At 71.9% G+C, this 26,894-nt stretch carries 25 protein-coding genes, 1 tRNA gene, 1 other RNA gene and 2 pseudogenes; 22 read left to right on the top strand and 7 right to left on the bottom strand.

What is annotated here, in order from left to right:
- The first annotated feature begins 11 nt into the window (after positions 1-11).
- From ACQP0T_RS05110 to ACQP0T_RS05160, 11 genes are all read left to right on the top strand, one after another.
- Positions 12-509 (top strand): PadR family transcriptional regulator, encoded by a 498-nt coding sequence (locus ACQP0T_RS05110; protein WP_345364359.1) that lies wholly within the window; start codon positions 12-14, stop codon positions 507-509.
- An 89-nt stretch (positions 510-598) separates the two neighbouring features.
- Positions 599-1,705: a peptide chain release factor 2 gene (prfB, locus tag ACQP0T_RS05115; RefSeq protein ID WP_433871527.1), complete on the top strand. Its 1,107-nt coding sequence runs from the start codon at positions 599-601 to the stop codon at positions 1,703-1,705.
- Between the two features lie 95 nt (positions 1,706-1,800).
- Entirely contained in the window at positions 1,801-2,490 is a 690-nt protein-coding gene (ftsE, locus tag ACQP0T_RS05120; protein WP_345364363.1) for a cell division ATP-binding protein FtsE, read from the top strand.
- A gap of 71 nt (positions 2,491-2,561) precedes the next feature.
- A complete protein-coding gene (gene ftsX, locus ACQP0T_RS05125) occupies positions 2,562-3,464 on the top strand; it encodes a permease-like cell division protein FtsX (RefSeq protein ID WP_345364365.1) in 903 nt (300 codons plus the stop codon).
- Positions 3,465-3,506: 42 nt separating this feature from the next.
- Positions 3,507-3,983 carry an SsrA-binding protein SmpB gene (gene smpB, locus ACQP0T_RS05130; RefSeq protein ID WP_345364367.1) on the top strand — a complete coding sequence of 159 codons (477 nt, stop codon included), beginning with the start codon at positions 3,507-3,509 and terminating at the stop codon, positions 3,981-3,983.
- A 5-nt stretch (positions 3,984-3,988) separates the two neighbouring features.
- Positions 3,989-4,888 carry an amidohydrolase family protein gene (locus ACQP0T_RS05135; protein ID WP_433871528.1) on the top strand — a complete coding sequence of 300 codons (900 nt, stop codon included), beginning with the start codon at positions 3,989-3,991 and terminating at the stop codon, positions 4,886-4,888.
- Between the two features lie 87 nt (positions 4,889-4,975).
- Positions 4,976-5,350: a transfer-messenger RNA gene (gene ssrA, locus ACQP0T_RS05140) on the top strand.
- 252 nt (positions 5,351-5,602) lie between these two features.
- On the top strand, positions 5,603-6,277 hold the full coding sequence (locus tag ACQP0T_RS05145) for a response regulator (protein ID WP_433871529.1): 675 nt from the start codon (positions 5,603-5,605) through the stop codon (positions 6,275-6,277).
- Positions 6,274-7,689 (top strand): ATP-binding protein, encoded by a 1,416-nt coding sequence (locus tag ACQP0T_RS05150; RefSeq protein ID WP_433871530.1) that lies wholly within the window; start codon positions 6,274-6,276, stop codon positions 7,687-7,689. Before ACQP0T_RS05145 ends, ACQP0T_RS05150 begins: the two co-directional genes overlap by 4 nt.
- Entirely contained in the window at positions 7,689-8,165 is a 477-nt protein-coding gene (locus ACQP0T_RS05155) for a hypothetical protein (protein ID WP_433871531.1), read from the top strand. Before ACQP0T_RS05150 ends, ACQP0T_RS05155 begins: the two co-directional genes overlap by 1 nt.
- Positions 8,166-8,233: 68 nt before the next feature.
- A complete protein-coding gene (locus ACQP0T_RS05160) occupies positions 8,234-9,427 on the top strand; it encodes a DUF418 domain-containing protein (RefSeq protein WP_433871532.1) in 1,194 nt (397 codons plus the stop codon).
- 326 nt (positions 9,428-9,753) lie between these two features.
- Here ACQP0T_RS05160 and fmdA read toward each other — a convergent pair whose 3' ends face one another.
- From fmdA to ACQP0T_RS05180, 4 genes are all read right to left on the bottom strand, one after another.
- Entirely contained in the window at positions 9,754-11,007 is a 1,254-nt protein-coding gene (fmdA, locus tag ACQP0T_RS05165) for a formamidase (protein ID WP_433871533.1), read from the bottom strand.
- Positions 11,008-11,019: 12 nt separating this feature from the next.
- Positions 11,020-11,301 carry an FmdB family zinc ribbon protein gene (locus tag ACQP0T_RS05170; protein ID WP_433871534.1) on the bottom strand — a complete coding sequence of 94 codons (282 nt, stop codon included), beginning with the start codon at positions 11,299-11,301 and terminating at the stop codon, positions 11,020-11,022.
- 60 nt (positions 11,302-11,361) lie between these two features.
- Entirely contained in the window at positions 11,362-13,281 is a 1,920-nt protein-coding gene (locus tag ACQP0T_RS05175; protein ID WP_433871535.1) for a UvrD-helicase domain-containing protein, read from the bottom strand.
- Between the two features lie 75 nt (positions 13,282-13,356).
- The gene (locus ACQP0T_RS05180; RefSeq protein WP_433871536.1) at positions 13,357-15,003 is read right to left on the bottom strand and encodes a DUF885 domain-containing protein; all 1,647 of its coding nucleotides are present in this window, start codon (positions 15,001-15,003) and stop codon (positions 13,357-13,359) included.
- 61 nt (positions 15,004-15,064) lie between these two features.
- On the opposite strand from ACQP0T_RS05180, the gene ACQP0T_RS05185 reads away from it, so the two are divergent.
- The 6 genes from ACQP0T_RS05185 (at position 15,065) to ACQP0T_RS05210 (ending at position 20,132) form a co-directional block, all read left to right on the top strand.
- Positions 15,065-15,886, top strand: coding sequence for a GNAT family N-acetyltransferase (locus ACQP0T_RS05185; RefSeq protein ID WP_433871537.1), 822 nt, complete (start codon positions 15,065-15,067; stop codon positions 15,884-15,886).
- Positions 15,887-16,092: 206 nt separating this feature from the next.
- Positions 16,093-17,337, top strand: coding sequence for an MFS transporter (locus tag ACQP0T_RS05190; RefSeq protein ID WP_433871538.1), 1,245 nt, complete (start codon positions 16,093-16,095; stop codon positions 17,335-17,337).
- Positions 17,338-17,732: 395 nt separating this feature from the next.
- Entirely contained in the window at positions 17,733-17,972 is a 240-nt protein-coding gene (locus tag ACQP0T_RS05195; protein WP_433871539.1) for a DUF6158 family protein, read from the top strand.
- Complete coding sequence (locus ACQP0T_RS05200) at positions 17,965-19,302, top strand: NAD(P)/FAD-dependent oxidoreductase (protein ID WP_345364389.1); 1,338 nt, start codon at positions 17,965-17,967, stop codon at positions 19,300-19,302. The genes ACQP0T_RS05195 and ACQP0T_RS05200 overlap by 8 nt, the downstream gene beginning before the upstream one ends.
- Positions 19,303-19,304: 2 nt before the next feature.
- Complete coding sequence (locus ACQP0T_RS05205; protein WP_433871540.1) at positions 19,305-19,922, top strand: UdgX family uracil-DNA binding protein; 618 nt, start codon at positions 19,305-19,307, stop codon at positions 19,920-19,922.
- A gap of 137 nt (positions 19,923-20,059) precedes the next feature.
- A tRNA-Ala gene (locus ACQP0T_RS05210) sits at positions 20,060-20,132 on the top strand.
- A gap of 68 nt (positions 20,133-20,200) precedes the next feature.
- On the opposite strand, the gene ACQP0T_RS05215 is transcribed toward ACQP0T_RS05210, so the two are convergent.
- The gene (locus ACQP0T_RS05215; protein ID WP_433871541.1) at positions 20,201-20,422 is read right to left on the bottom strand and encodes a hypothetical protein; all 222 of its coding nucleotides are present in this window, start codon (positions 20,420-20,422) and stop codon (positions 20,201-20,203) included.
- A 55-nt stretch (positions 20,423-20,477) separates the two neighbouring features.
- Here ACQP0T_RS05215 and ACQP0T_RS05220 point away from each other — a divergent pair.
- Both ACQP0T_RS05220 and ACQP0T_RS05225 read left to right on the top strand, forming a co-directional pair.
- Positions 20,478-20,675 (top strand): annotated as a pseudogene (locus ACQP0T_RS05220) (hypothetical protein); the annotation flags it as partial.
- A 12-nt stretch (positions 20,676-20,687) separates the two neighbouring features.
- A pseudogene (locus ACQP0T_RS05225) lies at positions 20,688-21,161 on the top strand ((2Fe-2S)-binding protein); the annotation flags it as partial.
- 139 nt (positions 21,162-21,300) lie between these two features.
- On the opposite strand, the gene ACQP0T_RS05230 reads toward ACQP0T_RS05225, so the two are convergent.
- Positions 21,301-22,842: an MFS transporter gene (locus ACQP0T_RS05230; RefSeq protein WP_433871542.1), complete on the bottom strand. Its 1,542-nt coding sequence runs from the start codon at positions 22,840-22,842 to the stop codon at positions 21,301-21,303.
- 482 nt (positions 22,843-23,324) lie between these two features.
- On the opposite strand from ACQP0T_RS05230, the gene ACQP0T_RS05235 reads away from it, so the two are divergent.
- Entirely contained in the window at positions 23,325-24,335 is a 1,011-nt protein-coding gene (locus ACQP0T_RS05235) for a helix-turn-helix domain-containing protein (RefSeq protein ID WP_433871543.1), read from the top strand.
- 189 nt (positions 24,336-24,524) lie between these two features.
- Positions 24,525-24,878 carry a response regulator transcription factor gene (locus ACQP0T_RS05240; protein ID WP_433871544.1) on the top strand — a complete coding sequence of 118 codons (354 nt, stop codon included), beginning with the start codon at positions 24,525-24,527 and terminating at the stop codon, positions 24,876-24,878.
- Positions 24,879-24,968: 90 nt separating this feature from the next.
- Here ACQP0T_RS05240 and ACQP0T_RS05245 read toward each other — a convergent pair whose 3' ends face one another.
- On the bottom strand, positions 24,969-26,132 hold the full coding sequence (locus tag ACQP0T_RS05245; protein WP_433871545.1) for a 3-deoxy-7-phosphoheptulonate synthase: 1,164 nt from the start codon (positions 26,130-26,132) through the stop codon (positions 24,969-24,971).
- Positions 26,133-26,556: 424 nt separating this feature from the next.
- On the opposite strand from ACQP0T_RS05245, the gene ACQP0T_RS05250 reads away from it, so the two are divergent.
- The gene (locus tag ACQP0T_RS05250; RefSeq protein ID WP_433871546.1) at positions 26,557-26,865 is read left to right on the top strand and encodes a chorismate mutase family protein; all 309 of its coding nucleotides are present in this window, start codon (positions 26,557-26,559) and stop codon (positions 26,863-26,865) included.
- Positions 26,866-26,894: the final 29 nt, after the last annotated feature.

Below are 26,894 nucleotides of genomic sequence, written 5' to 3' on the forward strand. Positions count from 1 at the left end.
ACCGTTGGGGTGTGACCGAGCTGAATGCGACCTCCGCAGCCCTGCTGGGGCTACTGCACGAAGGGCCGAAGACCGGTGGCCAGCTTGTCGCTGCCGCCACCGAGCGCTTCGGCGGGTTCTTCAGCGTGACGCGCAGCCAGGTGTACCGCGAGCTGCCGGCGCTGACCGACGAGGGACTGCTGCGCCTCGGCAAGCAGGGTCCGCGCTCCAGCCAGCAGTACGCGATCACGGCTGCGGGCAAGCGCGCCTTCAAGTCGTGGCTGAACACCGAGCCGGGGCCGGACAACGTCCGCAGTCCGCTCATCCTGCGACTGGTCTACTCGGGTTCGCTGACGCCGAAGCAGCGGGCGAACCTGGTGGAGTCCGCGCGCGCCCAGTATGCGGTGAAGCTCGACGAGGCCAGGACCGGGGCCAAGGCCACCACCGACCCCTACGAGAAGGCGGCGGCCGACTTCACCGTGGCCTACAACCGGGCCATCATCAAGCTGCTGGACGCCATCCCCGAGTGATCGGCGAGCGGGCGGTCCCGGCGGGGTCGCGATCGCCCGCGCGTGCCGTCCTCGTCGCGGGCGGCACCTGGTGAAGTACGCTGAGCACCGTGAATCCCGACGTCGCCGCTGAGCTCAAGGAATTGTCCAACACCCTCGAGGGCATCGAGGCCGTGATGGACGTGGACGCGTTGCGCGCGAAGATCGCGGACCTGGAGGCCGAGGCGGCCAAGCCCGACCTCTGGGACGACGTCGAGCACGCGCAGAAGGTCAGCAGCCAGCTCGTGCACCGGCAGTCCGACCTGCGCCGGGTCACCGAGCTCCGGCAGCGGGTCGAGGACCTCGAGGTGCTCTACGAGCTCAGCGAGGCGGAGGGCGACGACTCGGGCCTGAGCGAGGCCGACGAGGAGCGCGACCGGCTGCGCAAGGACCTCGGCGCGCTGGAGACCCGCACCCTGCTCTCCGGCGACTACGACGACCGCGAGGCGATGATCACCATCCGCGCCGAGGCGGGCGGGGTGGACGCCGCGGACTTCGCCGAGATGCTGATGCGCATGTACCTGCGCTGGGCGGAGCGCCACGAGTACGCCGTCGAGGTCTACGACACCTCCTACGCGGAGGAGGCGGGGCTCAAGTCGGCCACCTTCCGGGTCAACGCCCCCTACGCCTACGGGACGCTGTCGGTCGAGCAGGGCACCCACCGGCTGGTCCGGATCTCGCCGTTCGACAACCAGGGCCGCAGGCAGACCTCCTTCGCCGGGGTCGAGGTGCTGCCCTCCGTCGAGGAGACCGACCACGTCGAGATCCCGGAGAAGGACATCCGGGTGGACGTGTTCCGCTCCTCGGGTCCGGGCGGGCAGAGCGTGAACACCACCGACTCCGCGGTGCGCATCACGCACGGCCCGACCGGCATCGTGGTGTCCTGCCAGAACGAGAAGTCGCAGCTCCAGAACAAGGCCGCCGCGATGCGCGTGCTGCAGTCCAAGCTGCTGGCCCGCAAGCGCGAGGAGGAGCGCGCCGAGCTCGACGCCCTCAAGGACAGCGGGTCGAGCTGGGGCAACCAGATGCGCTCCTACGTGCTGCACCCGTACCAGATGGTCAAGGACCTGCGCACCGAGCACGAGGTGGGCAACCCGGAGGCGGTGCTCGACGGGGAGATCGACGGCTTCCTGGAGGCGGCGATCCGCTGGCGGCGCCGGCAGGAGTCCGCGGCCTGATCCGGCGTGCCCGTCGACGGGCAGGTCAGCGGCCTCGGTGCCGCCGGTACGGGTGAGCGACGTCCCTCGAACGGCCGCAGGTAAACTCACGCCCCGTGATTCGGCTTGAGCACGTGTCAAAGGCGTACAAGACGTCGACCCGACCAGCGCTCGATGACGTCTCCGTGGGCATCGACAAGGGCGAGTTCGTGTTCCTGATCGGCCCCTCGGGGTCGGGGAAGTCGACGTTCCTGCGGCTGCTGCTGCGGGAGGACGTGCCATCCCGCGGTCGGGTCTTCGTCGCCGACTGGAACGTGGCCAAGCTGCCGCGGCGCCGCGTCCCCCGGCTGCGCCAGCGCATCGGCTGCGTCTTCCAGGACTTCCGGCTGCTGAACAACAAGACCGTCGCGGAGAACGTCGCCTTCGCCCTGGAGGTGATCGGCAAGCCCCGGCACACCATCCGCAAGGTGGTGCCCGAGGTCCTCCAGCTCGTCGGCCTCGACGGCAAGGCCGACCGGATGCCGCACGAGCTCTCCGGTGGCGAGCAGCAGCGGGTCGCGATCGCCCGGGCGTTCGTCAACCGGCCGCTGGTGCTGCTGTGCGACGAGCCCACCGGGAACCTCGACCCGGACACCAGCCAGGACATCATGCTGCTGCTGGAGCGGATCAACCGCACCGGAACCACCGTGGTCATGGCGACCCACGACCACGGGATCGTCGACTCCATGCGCCGCCGCGTCGTCGAGCTGAGCCTCGGCCGGGTCATCCGGGACGACGCCCGCGGCGTCTACGGCGTCGGTCGCTGAGCGAGTCCCCCGAACGACCCGGCGGTCGCCCCCGCTGCCCCCGAAACCCCAGCCAGGAAAGCTGACACAAGATGCGCGCGAGCTTCGTATTCAGCGAGGTCGTCAACGGCCTTCGTCGCAACGTGACGATGACCATCGCGATGATCCTGACGACGGCCATCTCGGTCGGCCTGCTCGGCGGCGGTCTGCTCGTCGTCCGGATGATCGACAAGATGCAGGCGACCTACCAGGACCAGGTCGAGGTCGTGGTGTTCCTGACCGACGACGTCAGCGCCAACGACACCAGCTGCGACCAGCAGCCGTGCGCGTCCCTGAAGTCGGAGCTCGAAACGACCTCCGGGGTGGAGTCGGTGACCTTCGAGAACCGCCAGGAGGCGATGGACAACTTCGCCCGGGTGTTCGAGTCGCAGCCGGAGCTGGTGGAGGTCGCGCGCGCCCAGGCGCTGCCCGCCTCGCTGCGGTTGAAGCTGGACACGCCGGAGCGCTTCGCCGCGCTCGAGCAGCAGTTCGGCGACCGGCCGGGCGTGGACCGGGTGGTGGACCAGGCCACCTACCTGGAGCAGATGTCCACCATGCTCAACGGGGTGCGCAACACGACGTTCGCGATCGCGCTGGTGCAGGCCCTGGCGGCGCTGCTGCTGATCTCCAACACCATCCAGCTCTCGGCGTTCACCAGGCGCACCGAGACCGGCATCATGCGGCTCGTCGGCGCGACCCGCTGGTACACCCAGCTCCCGTTCCTGCTCGAAGCGGTAGTGTCCGGGCTGATCGGCGCGGTGCTGGCGATCGGCGGGCTGCTGGTGGCGAAGGCGGCCTTCATCGACCAGGTGATGGCGCCGTTGTCCGGCACGGGGGTGATCCCGGAGATCACCTACGGCGACATCGGCGTGGTGTCACCGATCCTGCTGCTGGTGTCGGCGGTGGTGTCGGCGATCACCGGCTATGTCACGCTGCGCCTCTACGTCCGGTTGTAGCGGTTCGGAAAACCGGGTGACGGGACGGCTAGAGTTGTCCTCATGGTGAAGGAACGCGGCCGCAAGGTGATCGCGCAGAACCGCAGGGCGCGGCACGACTGGTCGGTGCTCGACACCTACGAGGCCGGCATCGCGCTGACCGGCACCGAGGTCAAGAGCCTCCGCCAGGGCAAGGCGTCGCTGGTCGACGGTTTCGCGACCGTCGACGACGGCGAGGTGTGGCTGCGCAACGTGCACATCCCGGAGTACACCGAGGGCACCTGGACCAACCACGAGCCGCGCCGGTCCCGCAAGCTGCTGCTGCACCGGCACGAGATCCTGCGCCTGGTCGGCAAGATCAAGGAGACCGGGCTGAGCCTGGTCCCGATGTCGCTGTACTTCTCCGACGGCAAGGCGAAGGTCGAGCTGGCGCTGGCCCGGGGCAAGAAGGCCCACGACAAGCGGCAGGACCTGGCCAAGCGCGACGCCGAGCGGGAGATCCAGCGCGAGATGGGTCGCCGGGCGAAGGGCATCCGCTGACGGTGGTGGGACCGGCCGACGACGCCCAGGTCCGCGGCTGGGTCGCGGGCCTGGGGCTGCCCGGGCTGGTCGACCTGCACACCCACTTCCTGCCGGAACGCGTGTTGCGCAAGGTGTGGGCGTTCTTCGACCAGGCCGGGCGGCACTACGGCACCGAGTGGCCGATCTTCTACCGGCACGCCGAGCGGACCCGGATCCAGGTGTTGCGCGACCTGGGGGTGACGACGTTCGCGCCGCTGGTCTACCCGCACAAGCCGGGCATGGCGGCGTGGCTGAGCGGGTGGGCCCGCGAGTTCGCCGCCCGCACCCCGGGCGCGGTCCCGACCGCGACGCTGTACCCGGAGCCGGGTGTCGCCGACTACCTGGCCGAGGCGTTGCGCGCCGGCGCGCGGGTGGTCAAGGTCCACGTGCAGGTGGGCGCGTTCGACCCGCGCGCTCCCGAGCTGGACGCGGCGTGGGGGCTGCTCGCCGAGGCGGGGGTCCCGGTGGTGGTGCACTGCGGGGACGGTCCCCGGCGCGGGAAGCACACCGGGCTCGACGTGTTCGAGGCGGTGCTGCGGGCCCACCCGAGGCTGGTGGCGGTCCTCGCGCACGCCGGAATGCCCGACTACCCGGGTGCATTGGAGCTCGTGGAGCGGTACCCGAGGGTGCACGTGGACACCACGATGGTCGGCGTCGGGTTCGCGGAGCGGTTCGCGCCGCTGCCCGCGGACTGGCCGTCCCGGCTGGTCGAGCACGGGGACCGGGTGGTACTCGGCACCGATTTCCCGAACATCCCCTACAGCTACGCCGAGCAGCTCCGGGCCATCGCCGGGTGGGCGGCGACCGACGAGCGGCTGGGGGACCCGTTCCTCCGGGCTGTGCTCCACGACACCCCGTCTGACCTGCTAAAACTCCGGGCATGATCGATTCGCGGGATAAGGGAATGATCCGGCCGGGGGACGCGTTATCCTAGGTGCGCCGGTGAGAGCCGGTGGAACGAGAAGGGACATGGGGGTGAACGGTTTCGACTCCGTACGTTGAATCGAGGGAAGCGTGCCGGTGCAGGCGGGAGACCACCGTGAAGCGTCGCCGCAATCGAATAAGCGCCGACAAGAGTCAGCGCGAGTTCGCCCTCGCTGCTTGATCAGCTAGGAGCGACTCTGTCGGACCGGGAGCGCCTCCGGCCCGGAATCCGGCATCAGCTAGGAGGCTCGCACCGCCAGATCCGGTCGCGGGATCTGGTGGGACATCGAACAGCGACTGGGCTCATCACACCGGCTTGTCCGCGTGACCGGTGGAGCCGAGCAGAGGTATAGCGGACTGCGCACGGAGAAGTCTCGGTGAGGCGACGGAGGACCCGGGTTCGATTCCCGGCACCTCCACCACCTCCGAAGGGGGCCGACGGATGTCGGCCCCCTTCTTCGTGCCCGGACGCGGGGCGCCCGTCCTCCGACCCGGCCGGGCGCGGACGCCACCGCACGCGACGAGCCGAGCAGCCCCACGCCTGCACCGCGAGGTCGGGCGCCTTGACTTCGACACCGCGCCGCCGGCTGTTCCGAGCCCTCGTGATGTCCTGATCCTGTCGCAGAACGCGCCGTCCCCGGATGGCCCGGCCGCCTGCCCCGATAATCGATCGGGTGGCACAGGTTCTGTTGATCGAGGACGACCCGTCCATCCGCCGGAGCCTCGGCTTGGCGCTGGCGAGGCACGGGCACGAGGTGCGCACCGCGGAGACGGGCGAGGAGGGCCTGCGGCTGTCCCGCACCGCGCGGCCGCACGTGGTGGTGCTCGACCTCATGCTTCCCGATGTCGACGGGTTCGAGGTGTGCCGCAGGCTCCGCGCCGACTCCGCGGTGCCGATCATCATGCTGACCGCCCGGGGTGACGACTTCGACGTGGTCGGCGGCCTGGAGGCGGGTGCGGACGACTACGTGGTCAAACCCGTCCAGCCCCGCGTGCTCGACGCCCGCATCAGGGCGGTGCTGCGTCGGGGCGTCCCGGAGCACCGGCGCGTCGAGTCGTACGCCGGACTCACGATCGACCGGGGCGGGATGATCGTGGCGAAGGACGGCGAGCCGGTGTCGCTGACCCCGACCGAGCTGCGCGTGCTGGTCGAGCTGTCCCGCTCGCCGGGCCAGGTGTTCAGCCGCCGGCAACTGCTGGAGCTGGTGTGGGAGCACGATTACCTCGGGGACTCGCGCCTCGTGGACAACTGCGTGCAACGGCTGCGCGCGAAGATCGAGACCGATCCGGCGTCGCCGGTGTACGTGCAGACCGTGCGGGGTTTCGGGTACCGGTTCGGGCCGGTATGAGGCCGCTGCGATGGCTGGCCGGTCTGCGCGTCCAGCTGGTGTTCGCGTTCGTGCTGGTGACCGTGCTCGCGGCGGCGGTCGCAGCGTGGGCCAACTACGGCGCCACCCGCGGCTCGTTGCTCGCGGAGGTGCAACGACGGGAAGCGGAGGACCTGCGCAGGGGGGTCGCTTCGGTCGCGGCGAGCCTGACCTACCCACCCGACCGGCAGGACCTGGACCGGCTGCGGTCCGCGGTCGGCGGGCCCGCGCTGGTGACCTACCGCTCGCTGAGGTCGGCGGAAGGGGCCGGTCTCGACCTCGTGACCGGCGAGTTGCGCGCAGCCGTCCGCGAGCGGGGCGAGCTCGTGCTCCAGCGGGTCGAGTCGGCGAACGGGCCGAAGCTGCTGATCGGCACCCCCGTCATCGAGACCGCCGTGGACGGGGTGCGGAGACCATCGGGAATCGATGTCTACGCCGTCCGCGATCTGGTGCCGACGCAGCGGCAGATCGAGACGTCGGCGCGTGCCGCGATGTGGACCAGCGCACTGGCCCTGCCGCCCGCGGTCCTGCTGGCCCTGCTCGCCGCCCGCGGGCTGTTGCGGCCGGTGGAGGAACTCCGGGGCGCCGCACGTCGGCTCGCCGCCGGCGAGCTGGACGCCCGGCTGCGGGTGCGTGGTGTCGATGAGCTCGCCGAGCTGTCGGACACGTTCAACCACATGGCGGAGGAACTCCAGCGGTCGGTGGGCGAGCTGCGCCGGATGGAGGCCGACGCGAGGCGCTTCGTCGCGGACGTGTCGCACGAGCTGCGCACGCCGCTGACCACCTTGACCGCGGTCGTCGAGGTGCTGGAGGCCGAGGCCGGGCGGATGCCGGGCGACGCGCGGGAGTCGGCGCTGCTCGCGGTGGCCGAGACCCGTGCCCTGACCCGGCTGGTCGAGGACCTGATCGAGGTGTCCCGGTTCGACGCGGGCGCGGCGACGCTGCGGCTGGAGGAGGTGGACGTGCGCGAGGCCGTCGACGATTGTCTCCGCTCCCGGAGCTGGAGCGACCGGGCCGTGGTCGACGCACCGGCGTCGATCACCGCCGTGCTGGACCGGCGGCGGCTGGACGTGCTGGTCGCCAACCTGGTCGGCAACGCGCTGCACCACGGTAGTCCGCCGGTGCTGGTGCGGGTGCGCGCCGACGAGCAGGAGGTGGAGTTGACCGTCGTCGACCACGGTCCGGGCCTGCCGGCGGACGGGGCGGAACGCGTGTTCGGCCGGTTCTACAAGGCGGACACCGCGCGGAGCCGGTCCGGCGGCAGCGGGCTCGGACTGGCGATCGCGGTCGAGAACGCCCGGCTGCACGGCGGTGACATCGAAGCGGGCAACGAGCCGGGCGCCGGGGCGCGGTTCACCCTCCGCCTGCCCCGGTGCGCGGAGGGGGACGCGTGATGCGACGAACGCCGGCGCTGCTCGCGGCTGCCGGGCTGCTGCTGTCCGGATGCGGGATCGAACCGACCGGGGTGCTCGAAGGAGGCGAGGCGCCGACCGGTGTCGCACCCGGCGTGACGCTGTACTTCGTCGACGAGCACGGCCGGGTCAGGCCGAAACCGACCAGGAGCGGTTCGCTCGGCGACGTCACCGCCGCGGTGGACCTGCTGCTGCGGGTGGGGGACCGGAACCTCGCCGGGTTGCACTCCGAACTGCCCCGGGTCAGCTCGCTCGGACCGAGGGCGACGGTGGCGGGCCGGACCGTCACGGTCGCCTTGCCGCTCGCGATGGGAGAGGTCGGGCCGCGCGGTGTCGATCAGGTGGTGTGCACCGCGATCGGGGTCCGGCGGCAGAGCGGCGCCCCCGCCGGGACGAAGGTCGTGCTGACCTTCACCGACGGCAGCCGCACCGAACCACGGGCCTGCCCGGCGTCCTGAACGCAATGCGACACGGCCGCGACATGGCGGCCACGAGGGCGGGACACCCGCTCGCCAGCCTGGTGGCCATGAACGCAACGGAACTCACGACGTCCACTGCGGACGGCAAGGCGCACGCCGCGCCCCGGGGGCGGCTGCTGGGCATCGACGTGGTCCGCGCGCTGGCCGTCATCGGGGTGTTCGTCGTGCACTTCGCGATGACCGGCTGGCTGCACGCCGGGCCGCGCGCGGACGCGCCCGCCGTCCTGAGCTGGCTGGACAGCGCGACGTCGTCGCGGGCGATGAGCCTGTTCGTGCTGCTCGCCGGGGTGTCGATCGCGCTGATGACCGGCGGCTCGCGGCCTCGCGCGGGGCGGGACATGGCCGCGGCGCGCCTGCGGGTGGCGGTCCGCGCGGTGACGCTGTTCCTGATCAGCCTGTTCATCGACGAGTTCGGCGCCTCGGTGCTCGGGTACTACGCGGTGCTGCTGTTGTTCCTGCTGCCGTTCACCCGGCTGCGGCCTCGCACGCTGTTCGTGCTCTCGGCCGCGTCGATCCCGCTGGTGACCCTCTACCCGATCCGGGTGTTCACCACGCATGCCGACTGGATGATGGTGGAAACCCCGACCGGGCTGGCGGTGCTGACGCAGCCGGGCCAGTGGGGTGACTACCTGTTCAGCCTGGTCTTCACCGGTGGTGGGTTCCAGACCGCGTACGGGATCCCGCTGGTGCTCGCGGGACTCGCGATCGGCAGGCTGGACCTGCACGGCCACGCGGTGCGCCTGCGCATGATGATCACCGGAGCGGGTCTCGCTCTCGCGGCGTGCGCGGTGTCGTGGCTAGCGCTGCACCCGCTGGGCCTCGCCGAGGTGATCGATCGCGCGCAGCCGCCGGCCATGCCGTGGCAGGCGCTGCTGGCGATGCCGGGACAGCGTTCGCTGTACGCGACGAGCGCGGTGGGCATCGCGTTCATGATCGGTGTCGCCTTGTTCCTGCTCGGTGTTTCGCTGCGGCTCATGGATCGGCCGGGGTGGCAGCGTGCGCTGTGGCCGCTCGCGGCGGCCGGGGGTATGGCGCTGACCTGGTATGCGGGGCACTTCGTGTACCGGAGCGCGATCGGCGACCCGGAGACGTACTCCTTCGCGCACTTCCTCGCTGCGGTCGCCGTGATGCTCGTGGTGTCGGTGCTGTGGCGGCGGCGGTTGCGCAGGGGACCGCTGGAATGGCTCGTGCACGCGGTGACCACCACCGCGGTCCCCGACCGGCGCGGCAACCGATCGTGAGCATTGCCCCGCGCTGTTGGCCGACATCCGGTGGGGATCGCACTGTGGCGCCACCACCGCCATCAGACGGGCGCCACGGGCAGAATCCTGATCTCCCGACTTAGGCCGCCGTTAAGGGGTTCGCCTGCTCAGGCGTCAAGCCCACCGAAGTGGAGAAGTTCGAAGCCTGCCCCGCCCGATGGTGGCGGGGCGGGGTCGCATCCGGCGAGGGCTTCGAGCTCGGTGACGCGTGTCGGTCCCGCGGTGGCCGCGCACCGCTCGGACGGGAGGGGCACCTTCATCCGGCATAGCCGGATGGAGGTGCCCCTCACTCGGGTCCGCGTCCGTCAGGTGGGGGAGTGGGGTGCGCCGATGCCGGGGTCGATGCGGTGCGGGCCGGTGGCCGAGGGGCGCACGTCGAAGTCGAAGATGGCGGTCGGGAGGTAGATGGTCGCGCAGGAGTTGGGAATGTCGACCACGCCGGAGAAGCGGCCTTCGACGGGCGCGGCGCCGAGCAGCAGGTACGCCTGCTCGGGGCTGTAGCCGAACGTGGTGAGGTAGTCGATCGCGTGCAGGCAGGCGCGCTGGTACGCCAGTTGGGAGTCCAGGTAGCGCTGCTCACCGTCGAGGGTGACCGACGTGCCGGAGAACGCGAGCCACTCGCTGTACTGCGGGTCGGTGTTGCCGGGCAGGAAGATCGCGTTCTCGGACACGCCGTAGCGGTCCATGCCGCCCTTGATCAGGTCGACGCGGAGGTCGAGGAAACCGCCCATCTCGATCCCGCCGCAGAAGGTGATCTCGCCGTCGCCCTGGGAGAAGTGCAGGTCGCCGACGGAGAAGTTCGCCCCGGGCACGAAGACCGGGTAGAACACGCGGGTCCCCCTGGTCAGGTTCTTGATGTCCTGGTTGCCGCCGTTCTCCCGCGGCGGTGCGGTGCGGGCGGCCTCGGCGGCGACCCGGTCGTGCTCGGCGCCGGTCAGGGTGCCGAGGATCGCGTCCTGGGGTTCCGGTGGCAGCGCCAGCGGCGGGATGCGGTCCGGGTCGGTCGCGATCAGCGCGGCTTCGCGGGTGTTCCACTTCGCGAGCAGCTCCGCCGAGGGGGCGGTGGCCATCAGGCCCGGATGGGTGATGCCGGTGAACGAGACCCCGGGGACGTGCCGCGAGGTGGCGGTCTGGCCGGTGAAGTCCCACACCGCCTTGTACGCGTCCGGGAACCGGTCGACCAGGAACGAGCCGCCGTTGCTCCGGGCGAAGATCCCGGTGTAGCCCCAGCCCTGGCCCGCCAGCGGCCCGGAGTCCTCCTGCGGTAGCGGTCCGACGTCGAGGATGTCCACGACCAGCAGGTCACCCGGCTGGGCACCGCGGATCGCGAACGGGCCGGACAGGGCGTGCACCCGCGACATCGGCGCGTCGCGGACGTCGTCGGCGGAGTCGTCGTTGCGGATGGCGCCGTCGAACCACTCCCGGCAGTGCACCCGGAACTCGTCCCCGGGCCGGACCTCGACCACGGCGGGGATGTCCGGGTGGTACCGGTTGTGGCCGACGATCCGCTGGTCGGCGAATCCCCTGGTGGAGTCGAGCGGGAAGACGACCTCGGGCATGGCGGGACCCCCTCACGGACGTGGCAGGTGCCGGTGCTTCGGGTTGGTGGTGACTCCGCCGCGCCCGCGACGGGGCGGCGGTGCGGACATCACCGCGGGTCGTTCGCGGGTCTGCTCGGTGCGGTCGAGTAGCGCCGTCCGCGAGCGCGCCGCCCCGGTGAGCGACACCGCGGTGAAGACCCGGGGCGCGGCCGAGCGGCACGTCGGGCACGGCTGTTCCGGTGCGGCGGAGCCGATCGGGTGGGAGCGGTCGAAGGCGCCGTGCGCTGCGCACCGGTACTGGTAAATCGCCACGCCGGTCCTCCCCCCGAAAGGCCCCCTCCATTGGAGCACCGCCGCGCCCGCGGCGCCGACTCAGCGGGTGGGGGTGGCGATCCAGAGGTAGTCGCGGGCCCGGGTCATGGCGACGAGGCGGTGGCGTTCGCGGGCTTCGCGCTCGTCGCCGCGGTCGCCGCCGTGGTGCTGCTCGTCGGGGAGGAAGACCGAGCGGAACTCGGTTCCCTTGGCGCGGTGGACGGTGCCGACGTGGCAGCACCCGCCGGACCGGCGGTCCCAGCGGTCCAGCGGCTGCACCGGGATGCCGGCCGCGCGCAGCACCTGTTCCCAGCGGTCGGCGGCGGCGCGGGTGCGGGTGAGGACCACGGCGTCGGTGGGGTCGTCGAGGGCGCGCAGCGCGGTCAGCAGCGCCTGTTCCTGGTCGGTGCCGGTCCACTCGACGACCTGGCCGCCGCCGAGCACCGGCTGCGCGGCGGCGAGGTTCACCGTGGGGCCGCCGTCGAGGTCGTCGAACCGGTTGATCGCGGGCAGCGCGCCCGCGCGGTCCACGATGGCACCCCGGTTCCGGTAGTTGCGGCGCAGGATCTCACCGCGCCCGCGCAACGCGATCCCCGCCTCGGACAGCCGCCAGCCCCCGGGGTAGACCTGCTGCTGGCCGTCCCCGATGAGCAGGAGCTGGTTCGGCCCGTCCCCGCTGAGGGCGTGCACCAGGCGCAGCCCGACGAGCGTGAGGTCCTGGACCTCGTCGACGACCACCGCCGCGTACGGCCGCGGGAGCGGGTGGCGGCCGAGTTCGGCGAGGGCGCGCATCAGCACGTCGTTGTGGTCGAACGCGCCGCGCTCGGAGAGCTCCCGCTCGTACTCGCAGTAGAACCGCCAGACCTGGCTGCGCACCGCGGCGGGCAGGTGGGTGCCCCGGCCGCGCCGCGCCAGCGTCCGGTAGACCTCGAACTCCCGGATGCCGCGGCCCTTGATCACCCGCTCGACCTCGGCCCGCCAGTAGTGCTTCGAGGGCCGGTGCGCGCGCAGCGGCTCGGCCAGCGGGGACCGCCACACCGCGGTGAACGCCGCGTCGACCCGCGGTTCGTCCACCTCGGCGTCGCGCCCGCGCGCGGCCAGCAGGTCCCGCGCCAAGGCGTGCAGGTGGACGAACTCGATCCGCCGCTCCAACTGCGGGGCCAGCGACCGGAAGTCCTCCTTGGCGATGCGCGGCAGGTTGTGCACGTGCGTGGTGAACAGCAGCCGCCCGGTGGTGCGCCGCGCCAGGTAGGCCAGCCGGTGCAGCGCGAGGACCGACTTGCCGGTGCCCGCCGGGCCGGTGATTCGCGCCGGCCCCGAGTAGTTCCTGCGCACCACGCCGAGCTGGGTGTCGTCGAGGAAGGTCCGCCAGTCCCGGAAGGGCTTGTCCAGCGCGCGTTCCACCCGCTGCGCGCGCACGTCGGCGACCTCGAACAGCCCGGGATCGCCGCGCTGGCCGGGGACCACGGCCGGGTTCCAGTCCGGCCGCAGGTACTCGGCGCGGTCGTCCAGGCGCCGCGCCACCGCCCGCACCTCCTCGGCGGTCAGCACCGGATCACCGCGCCGCAGCGCCCTGTCCAGTTCGGACTCGCCGAGCACCAGGTGCTCCCCGGAGCGGCCGAAACCCGCGGCGCCTTCCGGGTGCACCACGACGGTGCGGACGACGGCTTCGGTGAGCAGCCCGCGCCGACCGCCGACCCCGGCCAGCAGCTCGGCGACCCGGACGAACGCCGCGCGGGTGTCGGCGAGGTCCGGCGGTTCCGCGCGCAGCAGCACCACCAGCACGCCCGGCGGACCGACGAGCACCGCGTCCGGCAGCGCGGACCGGCTCCGCAGCAGGTACCAGCCGTCCTCGGCGCGCATCCGGGCCAGCACCCGCCGCATCCACGGCGGCTCGCCGGTGGCGGACCGGTCCTGCTGCTCGTCGCGGGGGTGGAACGTCCCGGTCACGGCACCTCCCAGCTCGACCGCGGTGGGCACGCTCCGGTCGACCCTAGAGGTTCGCGGCGCCGATGTCGGAGGTCGCGGCGCAGGACTACCTGGATGTCGCAGGCGTCAGCGCAACTCCTCGGCGCAGAGCGTGTCGAGCGCCGACACCGGCAGCGCACCGTGCCCGAGGATCACGTCGTGGAACCGGCGGAGCTCGAAGCGCTCGCCCTGCCGCTCCCGCGCCGCGTCCCGGACCCGCTCCAGCTCCAGCCGTCCGACCAGGTAGGACAGCGCCTGGGCGGGGTAGGAGATGTAGCGGTCGACCTCCGCCTCGGCCTCCAACCGCGGCAGCGTGGTGTGCGCGAGCAGGAACTCCACCGCCCGCTCCCGGCTCCACCCGGCCTCGTGCAGCCCGGTGTCGACCACCAGCCGCGCCGCCCGCAGCGCGTCCTGGCTGATCATCCCGAGCCGCGCCACGTCGTCGGAGTACAGGCCCATCTCGTCGGCCAGCCGCTCGGTGTAGAGGCCCCAGCCCTCGGTGTAGGAGTTGATGCTGATCAGCCTGCGCAGCAGCGGCAGCCCGCCGAGCTCCTGGGCGAGGCCGAGTTGCAGGTGGTGGCCGGGGATCACCTCGTGGAAGGCGATCACCTCGGCGTTGTAGCGGGGGCGCTGGTCGGCGTCGGCGGTGTTGGCGAAGTACACGCCCGGCCGCGAGCCGTCCAGCGCGGGGGAGAGGTAGAAGCCGAGCGGCGTGCTCGGCGACGCGGGCCCCGGCACCTCCCGCACCTCGCACGGCTGGTCCGGCAGCCGCCCGAACCAGCCCGGCGCGGCGGCCTCGGCGCGGCCGATGGCGGTGCGGGCGGTGCCGAGCATCTCCGCGGCGTCCCGCCAGCGCAGGGCCGGATCGGTGCGCAGCCGTTCCAGCACCTCGTCCGGATCGCCGGTGCCGAACGCGCGTTCGCCGACCGCGCCGAGCTCGGCGCGCACCTGCCGCAGGTGCGCCAGGCCGGTGTCGTGCAGCTCGTCGGGTTCCCGCTCGGTGGTGGTGTGCGCCCGGATCAGCCTGCGGTAGATCTCCGGGCCGCCGGGCAGCCAGCACAGGCCGGGCCGCCGGTCCTCCCGCCCGTGCGGGGCGATCTCGTCGGCGAGCACCCGGCGGTAGGTGCGCAGCGCCGGGCGGACCAGCTCGGCGAGCACCCGGCGCCGTTCGTCCGACTCCGCGTCGGGCAGCTCCGGGACCAGCAGCGGGTCGTCGTCCGGGGCGGCGAGGTGGGCGTCCAGGTGCGCGATGGCGTCGTCGACCAACCGCCGGACCGGTAGCCGGCCTGCGGCGACCCCCGCCCGGTGCCGGTCGGCGGCCGAGGCGGTGAACTCCGGGATCGCGCGCAGCCGCCGCAGGTAGTCGCGGCCCTGCTCGGCGTCGGCGATCCGGATCTGGCCGAGGTGGAACAGCAGGCCCGCCACCGGCGCGAACAGGTTGCCGATGATGGTGTACTCGGCGGCGCGGGCGTCGAAGTGGTCCACCATCGCCTGCGCGTGCTGGACGACCACCGCGACGGTCAGCCGTTCCTCCAGCCCGGCGTGCGCGGTGTCGATCCCCATCGCGCGCATCCGGATGTCGTCGCAGCGGCGGCGCAGCTCCCACTCGGCCGCCGCGCCGATCACCGGGAGCCGGTCGTCCCGGCCGCGGATGCCGTAGAGGGTGGCCTGCACCGGATCGGCGTCGAGCAGGAGCCCGACGAGCTCGTCGGCGAGTTCCGTGGTGGTCGTCACACGTCCATCCTGCCGCACTCCGGCCGGACGGTGGTGCTGGACCGTCCACGACAATGGGGGCGTGGACCCGCTGCACGATCCCGACGACGAAGCGCTGCTCGGCCCCCGGCAGGCCCGCGACCTGGCCGGGCTGGTCGAGCAGGCCCGGCTGGCCTCGGCCCAGGTGCGCTACGGCAGCCGCGCCCGGGTCGGCGACGCGACCGTGGTGCTCAACCCCGACAACCCGCTGACCAGCGCGAACCACGCCTGCGCGCTGTGGGGCACGCTCGCCGGGGTGGCGGGCACGCTGCTGGAGCTGGAGCAGGTGTTCGCCGAGGCAGGCCGGTCCGAGGCGCTGGTGCTGGCCTCGCCGACCACGGTCGCCGAGATCGAGGGCATCGCCGACGACGCCGGGTGGCGCGCGGTCGACGAGCACGTCGCCCTGCTGCACCGGGTCGACCAGGTGGTCACCGAGTCCGCCCGCCCCGCCGGGGAGGACGACCTGGCGCAGCTCGTGGAGCTGATCGCCGACGACGCGGAGCTCCCGGCCGGCGCCGAACGCGCGCTGCGCAAGCACTACGGGCACCGGCTGGACGAGCCGCGCGCCGTGCTGCGGGTCGTCGACGACCCGGGCGCCGACCGCATCGCCGGGTTCGCACAGGGCTTCCTGGCGCGCGGCGTCGGGCTGCTGGAGCAGGTGGTGGTGCGGCCGGGACGCCGCCGCCGGGGCGTGGGCCGGACGCTGGTCGCCGAGGTCGTCGGCGCGCTGCGGGAGCGGGGCGCGCTGCTGGTGGCCGGGCACCGCGACGAGGGCGCCCCCGCCGAGCGGTTCGCCGGGGCCTGCGGGTTCGAGGAGGTGTACTCGGTGACCTCCTACGCCCGCAACGTCGACGAGCTGCTGTGAGGTTCGCCGCCCCGCCCCGCGCGTGCCGTCCGGATTGACCGACCGGTCCGCATCTGCTTACCTAGGAGGTCGCGCGTACGGGTGAAATGTGCCCGCTGCTCGCGTGATCTTCTGGTTCGCCTCCCGAGCGCCCGCACCCGCCGCCGCGCCGGAGGAAGTCGCGAGGGGGCAGGCGCGGCACCGCGCGGCCTCAGGACGGAGGAGCGGTGTCGAGCACCTCGGTGCGGCCGGAATCGGGCATCCGCGCTCTGCCCCGGGAGATCTGGATCCTGGTCATCGGCGGCTTCATCGTCGCCGTGGGGATGGGGATCGTCGCCCCGGCGCTGCCGACCTTCGCCACCAGCTTCGACGTCGGGGTCACCGCGGCCTCCTTCGTGATCAGCGCGTTCGCGCTCATGCGGCTGGCGTTCGCGCCGGTCAGCGGACGCCTGGTGTCCTGGTTCGGGGAGCGGCCGACGTACCTGTGGGGCATCACGATCGTCGGGGTGAGCACCGCCGCCTGTGCGCTCGCCGATTCGTACTGGCAGCTCCTGGTGTTCCGGGCGCTCGGCGGCACCGGCTCGACCATGTTCACCGTCTCCGGGGTCGCGCTGCTGATCCGCCTCTCCCCGCCGCACCTGCGCGGCCGGGCCTCCGGGGTGTGGGCCACCAGCTTCCTGATGGGCAACATCTCCGGCCCGATCATCGGCGGCCTGTTGGTCGGCTTCTCGCTGCGGCTGCCGTTCGTGATCTACGGCATCGCGCTGTTCGTCGCCGCCTTCGTCGGCTGGGCGATGCTGCGCCGGTCGACCCTGGCCGCACCGCAACCCGACCGCCGCGTCCCCGGCATGTCGGTCCGCGAGGCGCTGTCGCACCGCGCCTACCGGGCGGCGATCGTGTCGAACTTCAGCAACGGGTGGGCGGTGTTCGGGGTGCGGATCGCCCTGGTGCCGCTGTTCGTCGTCGAGGTGCTGCGCACCGATCAGGCGATGGCCGGTTTCGCGCTGTCGGTGTTCGCGGTCGGCAACGCCGCGGTGCTGATGATCTCCGGGCGGATGGCCGACCAGCGCGGCCGCCGACCGCTGGTGCTGGTCGGGCTGGCCGTCTCGGCGGTCGGCACCTCCGCGCTGGGGCTGACCGAATCGGTGCCGCTGTTCCTGGCCGCCTCGCTGGTCGCCGGGATCGGCGCCGGGCTGCTCAACCCGGCGCAGAACGCGGCGGTCGCCGACGTCGTCGGCAGCGGGCGCGGCGGTCCGGTGCTGGCCGCCTTCCAGATGGCCGCCGACTTCGGGGCGATCCTCGGACCGCTGGTGGCCGGGGTGCTCGCCGACGCGGTGTCGTTCCGCGCCGCGTTCGCCGTCACCGGGCTCACCGCCGTGCTGGCGCTGCTGGTCTGGGCGCGGGCGCCGGAAACCCGCGTCGCTCCGGTGGCGGAGGAGAAAGAAGAGGAACCACGCCGCGTCGCGGACTGATCCTCTGTTTTGTGGTCTTTTTGCGCAGGGGTGCCGGTGGCGGAACCTCAGCGGCCTTCTCGCGGTGGACGGTGTTGTGGTCCGGTTGCGGAGCGGTGCGGGTGGCGGAACCTCAGCGGCCTTCTCGCTCCGGGCGCCCTTCCTCATGTACAAGCGCGTACACAGCGGCGGGGCGTCCTCGCGAGAAGACCGCTGAGAACCCGCGGCGGTGCAAGCTGCGTGCGTGGGGCAAAGCGGAAGCGCCTGACGCCGCTTGCCCGACGGTGGTCGGGTGAGCTGGCGGGCTCGGCTGGCCGGGTTCTGCGCGGGTGGTGGTTCCGCTGCGGGCGTACTGGGTACTCAGCTGTCGGCGCTGCACCCGCGGCGTCCCGGCGGCCGAGTGGCTGGAGGGCGTGATGAGCATGACCATCGGAGTCCCGGGCGAGGAGCTGTCCGACGAGGTGCTGCGCCAAGAGCTCAAGCACCTCCACGAGACCCGCCACGACACCTTCCTGCACGGCTCGCCGGACTCGCTGCGGGAGCACACCGCCCGCACGTTCGAACTGGAGCAGGAGTACCTGCGCAGGCACCCCGATCGCGAAGTCGATCCCCGACGCACCAGAGAGGGTGCGAGAGGAGCGCCGCACCATGCCTGAGCCCCGGATCGTCATCATCGGCGGCGGCCACACCGGACTGACCCTCGCGCTGCGGTTGCAGCGCAAGCTGCGGTCCGGGGAAGGCCGCATCACCGTGATCGACACCCAGCCGCACATGACGTACCAGCCGTTCCTGCCCGAGGCGGCGGCCGGTTCGCTGGAGCCCAGGCACGTGGTGGTGCCGCTGCGCCAGGCGCTGCGCCGCTCCGAGGTGATCACCGCCCAGGTGACCTGCATCGACAGCAAGGAGCAGAACCTCACCGCCACGCTCGCCGACGGGACCTCCGAGCACATCGAGTACGACGTGCTCGTGGTGGTGCCGGGCTCGATCTCGCGCGCGCTGCCGATCCCCGGCCTCGGCGACGTCGGCGTCGGCTTCAAGACCATCGGCGAAGCGATCTACCTGCGCAACCACGTGCTGTCCCGGCTGGACATCGCGGCGGGCACCACCGATGCCCAGCTGCGCAAGAGGCTGCTCAGCTTCGTGTTCATCGGCGGTGGTTACGCGGGCATCGAGGCGCTGGCCGAGCTGGAGAGCATGACCCGCTACGCCAGCCGCGACTACCCGACCGTCTCGCCCGCCGAGATGCGCTGGGTGCTGGTCGAGGCGATGGACCGGATCATGCCGGAGGTCAGCGCGCCGATGGGCCGGTACACCCAGCGGCGGCTGGAGGAGCACGGCATCGAGGTGAAGCTGAACACCACGGCCAAGACCCTGGAGGACGGGCACGTGGTGCTCTCCGACGGCGACGAGTTCGACGCCGACACCGTGGTGTGGACGGCCGGGGTGAAGCCGCACCCGATGCTGGAGGAAAGCGACCTCCCGCGCGACGGCAAGGGCAGGCTGGAGTGCACCGCCAAGCTCCAGGTGCGCGGCACGCACAACGTCTTCGGCGCCGGGGACTGCGCCGCGGTGCCCGATCTGACCAGCAGCGACCCGGAGGCGCTGTGCGGTCCGTCCGCGCAGCACGCGGTGCGCCAGGCCCGGGTGCTCGCCGACAACGTGGTCGCCTCGCTGCGCGGTGAGCCGATGAAGAACTACGCGCACAAGTACGCGGGGTCGGTCGCCGGGCTCGGGTTGTTCCGCGGCGCCGCCGAGGTCTACGGGATCAAGCTCAAGGGCTTCCCGGCGTGGCTGCTGCACCGGGTCTACCACCTGTCCAAGATGCCGACGTTCTCGCACAAGGCGCGCATCGCCGGGGACTGGCTGCTGGAGCTGCCGTTCAAGCGCCAGACCGTCGCGCTGGGCGAGCTGCACGAGCCGCGGGCCGAGTTCGTCAAGGCGGCCAACACCCGCGGCCTGCCCAGCCCGAACAACCGGGCGAGCTGACCGTGCCGGGCGCCGAGGAGTACGTCCCGCCGCGCGTCCGGCTGCCCGGGCTCCGCGCGGCGGTGCAGGAGTGCCGGGGCTGCGAGCTGTACCGGGACGCCGACCGGGCGGTGTTCGGCGAGGGGCGGGAGTCGGCGCGGGCCGTGGTCGTCGGGGAGCAGCCCGGCGACCAGGAGGACCGCGCCGGCCGCCCGTTCGTCGGACCCGCCGGGCGGCTGTTCGACGAAGCGCTGGCCGAGGTCGGCATCGACCGCGACGACGTCTACGTCACCAACGCCACCAAGCACTTCCGGTTCCAGCGGCAGCAGGGCAAGCGGCGCATCCACCAGAAGCCGTCCCGCGGTCAGGTCAACGCCTGCCGACCGTGGTTGACCGCCGAGCTGAACGTGGTGCGGCCGGAGGTCGTGGTGTGCCTCGGGGCGACCGCCGCGCAAGCGCTGCTCGGACCGTCGTTCCGGGTCAGCAGGCAGCGCGGCGAGCTGATCGAGCACGAGGGGATGCGGGTGCTGGCCACCGTCCACCCGTCGGCGGTGCTGCGCTCCGAGGACGACCGCGAGCAGCGCTACGCCGAGCTCGTCGCGGACCTCCGGGTGGCGGCGGAGACGCTCCGCCCCGAGTAGCGGCGCACCCGCCCGGACCTGGGCGGACCCGAATGGCCCACCCCCCTGCGGAGCCCCGCGAAGGGCTGTTGTACTGTAGTGGCACACGAGATGAACGGGGAACGGAAAAACCCCGGGGCGCTCGGAGAGCAGAACACGGGGCTGTGGCGCAGTTGGTAGCGCACTTGACTGGCAGTCAAGGGGTCAGGGGTTCGAATCCCCTCAGCTCCACCCCTCTGATCAGGGCCGATGCTAGCAAGCATCGGCCCTGATCGCGTTGTGGGTGACTAACTGGGTGACTACGCCTCCCGGCGGCGCCGTGGCAAGAGCCGATCCATCGTCCCGTCGTCGTCGGCGAGCACGGGGCGGATCTGGTGCCGGTAGACCGTCTCGGTCACCTTCGTTCCGCTGTGACCGACCAGCCGGGCGATCGCTTCGAGCGGTACGCCGGAGCCCGGCATGAGCGACACGGAGCTGTGCCGGAGCTCGCGCGGGTCCATCCGGCCGGAACGAGATCGCATCCTGCCGCCTTCACCACGCGCCGGAACTCCCTACGGACGTTGGGAGTTGCCGAACACCAGCGACACCCCCGGCGGCGCCGGGGAACTCGGCGTCGCCGCGTCCATGGCGGCCGTCGCGTGCGCCTACGGCCGGGCGACCGGAACGATGCCCACCCGATTCCCGATCAACCACGACGCGCTGTCGTTCGACCCCAAACCGACCGTCCCGCCCGTCCCGCAGTCGCCCACCGACGGCCGGGACCACGCCTGGTAAGGAGAACCGTCGCCCGAGCACACCTTCCGCGTCAACGGCGAGCAGATCACCGTCGACGTCGCCGACGACGTCCGCCTGCTGTGGGGGCTGCGCGACCTCCTCGGCATCACCGGTCCGAAGTACGGCTGCGGCATCAACGCCTGCAAGGCCTGCACCAGCCACCTCAACGGCGAGGCGTTCAACCCCTGCGCCGTGCCGGTCAAGGACATCCGGCCGACCGACGAGATCACCACGATCGAAGGCCTGCCGGCCACGGTCGGCGAAGAACTGCACCCCATGCAGCGGGCCTGGCTCGACCACGACGTCGCCCAGTGCGGCTATTGCCAGCCGGGCCAGATCATGGCCGCGGTCGCCCTCGTCCGCCGCGCGAGGTCCGAAGGCCGCACCGTCACCGACGCCGATCTCGACACCCTCCGCAACATCTGCCGCTGCGGCAACTACCCGCGGATCCGGGAAGCCGTCAAGGACGCCGCGGCGCACCTGTGAGCCCCGGCGTCCGCCCACCACCCGGGAGCATCCCGCTCGACCCGCCGCTCCCGACCCCGTTCGCCACCGGGCGGACGGCGCCTGGTGGCGGGTCGCCGGTTCGGTGCGCGACTTCGGAACTCCGGGTGGCGGCGCCCGCTCATCTGCTCGTGGGCGCCGTCACCTTCCGCAGGACCCACGCGGTCAGCGCCGCCGCGACCACCAGGATGACCGCCGCCACCGAACTGGTGACGTGCACGGCGTTGACGAAGGCCGAGCGGGCCGCCTCCAGCAGGTCGTGCGACAGCTCCGCCGGGAACGCCGCCGCCGTGCTCACCGCACCGCCCAGGGTGTCGCGGGCCGACTCCATCGCGACTTCGGGGATGCCGGGCACCGGCGGCAGTTCCGCTCGGTACACCGCGGAGAGGACGCTGCCCAGCACCGCGATGCCGAGTGCCGCGCCGAGTTCGTAGCCGGTCTCCGACACCGCCGACGCCGAGCCGGCGCGGTCCTCCGGGGCCGAGGTCAGCACCGCGTTGTTGGTGAGCGTCTGGGTGAGCCCCATGCCGAAGCAGATCAGCGCGAAGCCGCCGATCGCGAGCAGGGCCGTGCCCTGGTCCAGGCGCAGCAGCAGCGCGAACCCCACGGCCATGATCAGCAGGCCCACCACCAGGGTGCCGCGGAGCCCGAGGTGGTTGGCCAGGCCCACGGCCAGGAAGCTGGCCGCGATGGTCAGCACGAACGCGGGCAGCAGCGACAGGCCCGCCCACAGCGGGGACAGATCCACGACGGATTGCAGGAATTGGGTGAGGAAGAACAGCGCGGCGATCATCGCGAACAAGGTGACCAGGTTGAGCGAGGCTCCGACGCTGAACTCCCGGTTCGCGAACAGCCGCACGTCGAGCATGGGGTTGTCGTTGCGGAGCTGTCGGCGCACGAAGGCCAACCCGGCCACCGCACCGGCCGCGATCAGCAGGAACGGCAGCGGGGACGGCCCGTGGGCCGCGAGGTCCTTGATCGCGTACACGGCCGGGAAGGTCGTCGCGGCCACGAGCAGGGCGCTGAGCAGGTCGAGCGAGCCCGGTCGCGCGGCGCGGCACTCCCGCACCAGCAGCGGCGCGAGCACCAGGACCAGCGCGGTGATCGGCACGTTGACCAGGAACAGCGATCCCCACCAGAAGAACTCCAGCAGGGCGCCGCCCACCAGCGGGCCGAGCGCGGAGCCCGCGGCCAGCGCCGACGACCACACCGCGATGGCGAGCCTGCGCTGCCGGTCGTCCCGGAAGAGGTGGCGGACCAGCGACAGCGTGGAGGGCATCAGCGTACTGCCGGCCACCCCCAGGAGCGCCCGCGCCACGAGCATCACCTCGGCGCTGGGGGCGTAGGCCGCGATCAGCGAGGCGGCGCCGAAGCCGGCGGACCCGAGCAGCAGCAGGGTGCGCCGCCCGATGCGGTCGCCGAGCGTTCCCATCGGGATGAGCAGGGCGGCCAGGACGAACGAGTAGATGTCCACGATCCACAGCAGTTCGACCGAGCTCGGCGAGAGATCGGCGCTCAGGTGCGGCACCGCGAAGCCGAGCACTGTCATGTCGACGGAGATCAGCAGCACCGGTAGGACGAGGACGGCCAGCGCCGCCCAGTCCCGCGCGGTGGCGCGATCGGCCTCGGTCGGCGAAGGCGGGGAGGTGTCAGCAGCGGTCATGCCGTCCATTCCTGCGAGAACCGAGCGCACCGGGCCGGCGGGGGGAATGCCGACGACCGGGTGTTTCGCGAACAGTCGCCGGTGACCGTAGCTGGCCGCGGACGTTCGGAGCAAAAGGCGCCAACGGCGCGCGGATCCGGCGAAATGCGGCTGGAAAGAACTCGGCGCCGCGGGAGTGAACCCATTCAGCCGGAACTCCCTGGTGCCGGGAACCGCCGGTGGCGCTCGCCGCGCACCGGAGTGCACTCGGGGAGATTATGATCACAACGGAAATTCCGTGCTGCACCCTGACCAGTCCCGCCCGCCGATCGGCGCGCCGGCGCTGCGCTGTCAGGACCCGGAGCCGTGGAGCCATCCGAAGGATGGGGGTTGAAATCGCCTTCCGGTTGCGCTGAAGATCCTCACCAGGGGCTGTGCGCCTGTTCTGCCGGAACGCTGCACACTGGGGGAGAAGATTGTTGGACCGGGTATGCACGGATGACGTGCCGCCAGGGGAACGCATCGACTATTGGCAGCACGCCGTTTCCGAAACGTTCGTGCGATGCGTGACCCGAATCGATCAGCAGGACGGCGCCTTCTGGGGAAGGATGGTGTCGACCAGGCTCGGCGCCGTCAATTACTCGCTCGTCGAATATTCCGCGAGCGGTAGCTACGAGATCTACCGCAGCGGGCGACACGTGCGGCAGGCGGAGACCGACGAATACCTGCTCGAACTCCAACTCGGTGGCGCGTCGGTGGTGCTGAACCAGGACGGCCGCGAAGCCGGGTTCGACGACGGGGACTTCGGCTTGCTCGACGTCACCCGCCCGTCCTTGCTGCGTTGCCCGTCCCACTCCTCGGTGCGCGCGGTGGCGCTGACCTTCCCGCGCCACCTGCTGCCGCTGCGGGTCGATGATGTGCGACCGCTGACCGCGGTGCGGATCGACGGGGGCAGCGGCATGGGCAAGATCGTTTCCTCGTTCCTGGTCGGGCTCGCCGACAACCTGGGGGACGACGGCGTCGGCGGCCCGGACGGGGTGCGCCTGTCGACCGCGTTGCTGGACCTGCTCGCGGTGGCGCTGGCCGGTCGGGTTTCGAAGGGTTCCGACGTGCCGCCGGAGAGCCACCGCAGCGCGCTGCTGGCCCGGGTGTACGCCTTCGTGGACGAGCACCTGCCCGATCCGGCGCTGTCCCCGAACAAGATCGCCGAGGCCCACCACATCTCCACCCGGTACCTGCACAAGCTCTTCGAGACCGAGGAGACGACCGTCGTCGAGTGGATCCGCGCTCGGCGGCTGGAGCAGTGCCGCCGCCACCTGGCCGATCCGGCGCAGCGGACCTGCCCGGTCGGCGTGATCGCCGGGCGGTGGGGTTTCCGGGACCCGGGCCACTTCTCCCGGCTCTTCCGGGCCGCATTCGGCGTTCCACCCCGGGAGTACCGGATTCTGCACCTGGGGCCGGAGATCGCGCAGCGGCCCACCCCCTTCGCCACCGGGCCGAGGAGTTCACCCTGAGCCCAGCGGTGTGCGCTGGAATCACAGAAGCGGCTCAACACCGCCCATATCGTGGACCTGAAGGCGTTTCGACACGCCCGCACCTCGGCAGGCTCGACGCGGAGTGAGCCGGGCTCACCTCCAGCTGCCGCAGTGGCCCCAACCCGCTCGCGCGCTGGGTTCTCGCGAGAACTCGAAGGGAAAACGCACATGTCCGTCGAATCCATCTCCGGTGCCGGGCCCCTGGCTCCCGCCACCTGCGAGCGGTTTCGGGCGTCGGGGCCGGAGGGCGACCTGAGCTGCGGGATCTGCAAGGGGGGTTGGCCCGAGCCCGAGGACCTGAGCCAGCAGATCCTGTGCTACCTCGCGCTGGGCCACACCGACGAGCAGATCGCCCGTCGGCTCTCGGTCAGCGTGCGCACGGTCCGGCGGCGGATCGCCGAGGTGATGGCGGAACTCGACGTCGTCAGCCGGTTCGCCGCCGGGGCGAAGGCGACCGCCCAGGGCCGGATCTGCCGGCAGGCGCTCGACGAGGGCGACCGCAGCCGGATGGTGGCCGGGTAGCGCGCGGTCGGCTCGACGTGGTGAACGGCTGCCGCCCGGCCCGAGCTGCGCTCCCGGGACCGGTGCCCGCGCCGTTGCGGGCGCCGGGATTCAGCGGAGGGCGAGGAAGGCGTCGATGATGCGCGCCGCCTGCGCCGGGTTGAGCCGCGGGTCGCACGCGGAGCGGTAGTCGGGGAAATCCGGTTGTGGGCCGGGGGCGTCCACGCATTCGGTCACCGGGTCCGGGGTGAGCTCCAGGTGCAGCCCGGCCGGCCACAGGCCGCGGGCGCGCAGCAGCCGCGCGAAGCTCGTCACCTCGGCGACGATGGTGGACAGGTACCTGGTCTTCACCCCGCTGCCGGTCCGCACCGTGTTCCCGTGCATCGGGTCGGACAGCCACACGACCGGACCGGCCCGCTCGGCCACTTCGTCCAACAGCGGCGGCAGGAAGCGGTCGATGCGGTCGGCGCCCATGCGCACGATGAAGGTCAGCCGTCCGGGAACCCGGTCCGGGTTGAGCCGGCGGGCGAGCTCGACCACGTCCCCCGGCGCCGCCCCTGGTCCGATCTTCACGCCGATCGGGTTGTGCACGGACTCGGCGAGGGCGAGGTGCGCGCCGTCCGGCTGCCGCGTGCGGTCCCCGATCCAGCCGAAGTGCGCCGACGCGGAGTAGTGCCCGCCGCGCCCGGTCCTGCGCAACGGCTCCTCGTAGGGCATCAGGAGGAGTTCGTGCGCCGCGTACACCCGCTCGTCGGCCGGGCGGCCGAGGCCGGTGGCGCGGATCGTGTCCAGCACTCGCCGGGCGCTGTCGTAGGCGGTCACCAGGCGGGTCGGGTCGGGGGTGCGCAGCACCCGGTCAGCGGTGACGTCGTTGACCGCGTCGCCCCGGTAGCTCGGCAGGTTGCGGCCGTCGGGCAGCGTTTCGAACCGGGCGGAACGCGGTTTGGCGTACTGGCCCGCGATCCGGCCGATCGTCACCACCGGCAGTGCGGTTCCCGATCGCAGCACCGATGCCAGGCCCCGCAGGTGGTCGACCTTGCGCCGCACGGTCGCCGGCGCCGCGTCGGCGAACGGTTCGGCGCAGTCGCCGCCCTGCAGCACGAGCGCGCGACCGCGCGCAGCGTCGGCCAAGGCCGCGCTGAGCTGCTCGATCTCGTCCTCCGCGACGAGTCCGGGCCGCTCGGCGAGCGTGCGGCGGACCTGGTCGAGCAGCTCGGTGTCGGGCCAGTCGGGTTGCTGGGCGGCGGGGGCCGCCGCGTCGAGTGGAAGTACCATGTGCACACCGCCTGTGTCGCTGGAATCGAATGGCGTGGGAAGTCGTGTTCCGCGGGCGTGACGTCCTGCGGGGAAGCGGATCGAGGCCCCGCACCAGTTTTCCGGGAACGGTCCTGGCAGGAGGCCCGAGTTGCGCTGGAATGGCGGGATCGCCGGGGAAAATGTTGACCGCCGAGTGCGCGTCCGCGCTCGACGTTAGCACGGCCGATCCGCCGCGCGACGTTCATCGCACTCGTTCGGCATTCAACTTTTTTTCCCGGTCCGGCGGCTGACCTCGACGGTTTCCGCGTTTCCGTGCGGCGATGGTCGCCGCGTCTCGGGTGCGGGTGTCAGGAAGCTGCCATTCGCTGGTACCGCGGCTGGCCCCTGTGCTTGAATCCAAGTCGGTCTGCACCCATCCACGACTTCTGGAAAGAATTCGCCCATGACGGGAAAACGGGACCAGGACAGCGTTCTCGCGGAGTTGCGGCGGGAACTCGACGACATCGACGACCGATTGTTGGAAACGATTCGTGAACGAATCGCGTGCTGCGTCCGAGTGGCGCACCACAAGCAGGAGAACGGCATTCCGATGATGCAGCCGCACCGCATCGGAGTGGTGCACGGAAGGGCTGCGGAATACGGGGAGGCGCACGGCGTCGATCCGGATTTCCTGCGGCGCCTCTACGACCTCATCATCGCCGAGACCTGCCGCGTCGAAGATGTCGTGATGGGGGACACGTCGACCAAGTGAACTCGCCGGGAGAAGTCGATCCGGCGTAT

The organism is Saccharopolyspora sp. CA-218241, from assembly GCF_050954615.1.
Taxonomy (GTDB): Bacteria; Actinomycetota; Actinomycetes; order Mycobacteriales; family Pseudonocardiaceae; genus Saccharopolyspora; species Saccharopolyspora cebuensis.

Coding starts and splice junctions, on each gene's coding strand:
- ftsX (WP_345364365.1), top strand. CDS start 2,562: ATGCGCGCGAGCTTCGTATTCAGCGAGGTCGTCAACGGCCTTCGTCGC.
- smpB (WP_345364367.1), top strand. CDS start 3,507: ATGGTGAAGGAACGCGGCCGCAAGGTGATCGCGCAGAACCGCAGGGCG.
- ACQP0T_RS05150 (WP_433871530.1), top strand. CDS start 6,274: ATGAGGCCGCTGCGATGGCTGGCCGGTCTGCGCGTCCAGCTGGTGTTC.
- ACQP0T_RS05155 (WP_433871531.1), top strand. CDS start 7,689: ATGCGACGAACGCCGGCGCTGCTCGCGGCTGCCGGGCTGCTGCTGTCC.
- ACQP0T_RS05160 (WP_433871532.1), top strand. CDS start 8,234: ATGAACGCAACGGAACTCACGACGTCCACTGCGGACGGCAAGGCGCAC.
- fmdA (WP_433871533.1), bottom strand. CDS start 11,007: ATGCCCGAGGTCGTCTTCCCGCTCGACTCCACCAGGGGATTCGCCGAC.
- ACQP0T_RS05195 (WP_433871539.1), top strand. CDS start 17,733: ATGAGCATGACCATCGGAGTCCCGGGCGAGGAGCTGTCCGACGAGGTG.
- ACQP0T_RS05200 (WP_345364389.1), top strand. CDS start 17,965: ATGCCTGAGCCCCGGATCGTCATCATCGGCGGCGGCCACACCGGACTG.
- ACQP0T_RS05215 (WP_433871541.1), bottom strand. CDS start 20,422: ATGCGATCTCGTTCCGGCCGGATGGACCCGCGCGAGCTCCGGCACAGC.
- ACQP0T_RS05230 (WP_433871542.1), bottom strand. CDS start 22,842: ATGACCGCTGCTGACACCTCCCCGCCTTCGCCGACCGAGGCCGATCGC.
- ACQP0T_RS05240 (WP_433871544.1), top strand. CDS start 24,525: ATGTCCGTCGAATCCATCTCCGGTGCCGGGCCCCTGGCTCCCGCCACC.
- ACQP0T_RS05245 (WP_433871545.1), bottom strand. CDS start 26,132: ATGGTACTTCCACTCGACGCGGCGGCCCCCGCCGCCCAGCAACCCGAC.
- ACQP0T_RS05250 (WP_433871546.1), top strand. CDS start 26,557: ATGACGGGAAAACGGGACCAGGACAGCGTTCTCGCGGAGTTGCGGCGG.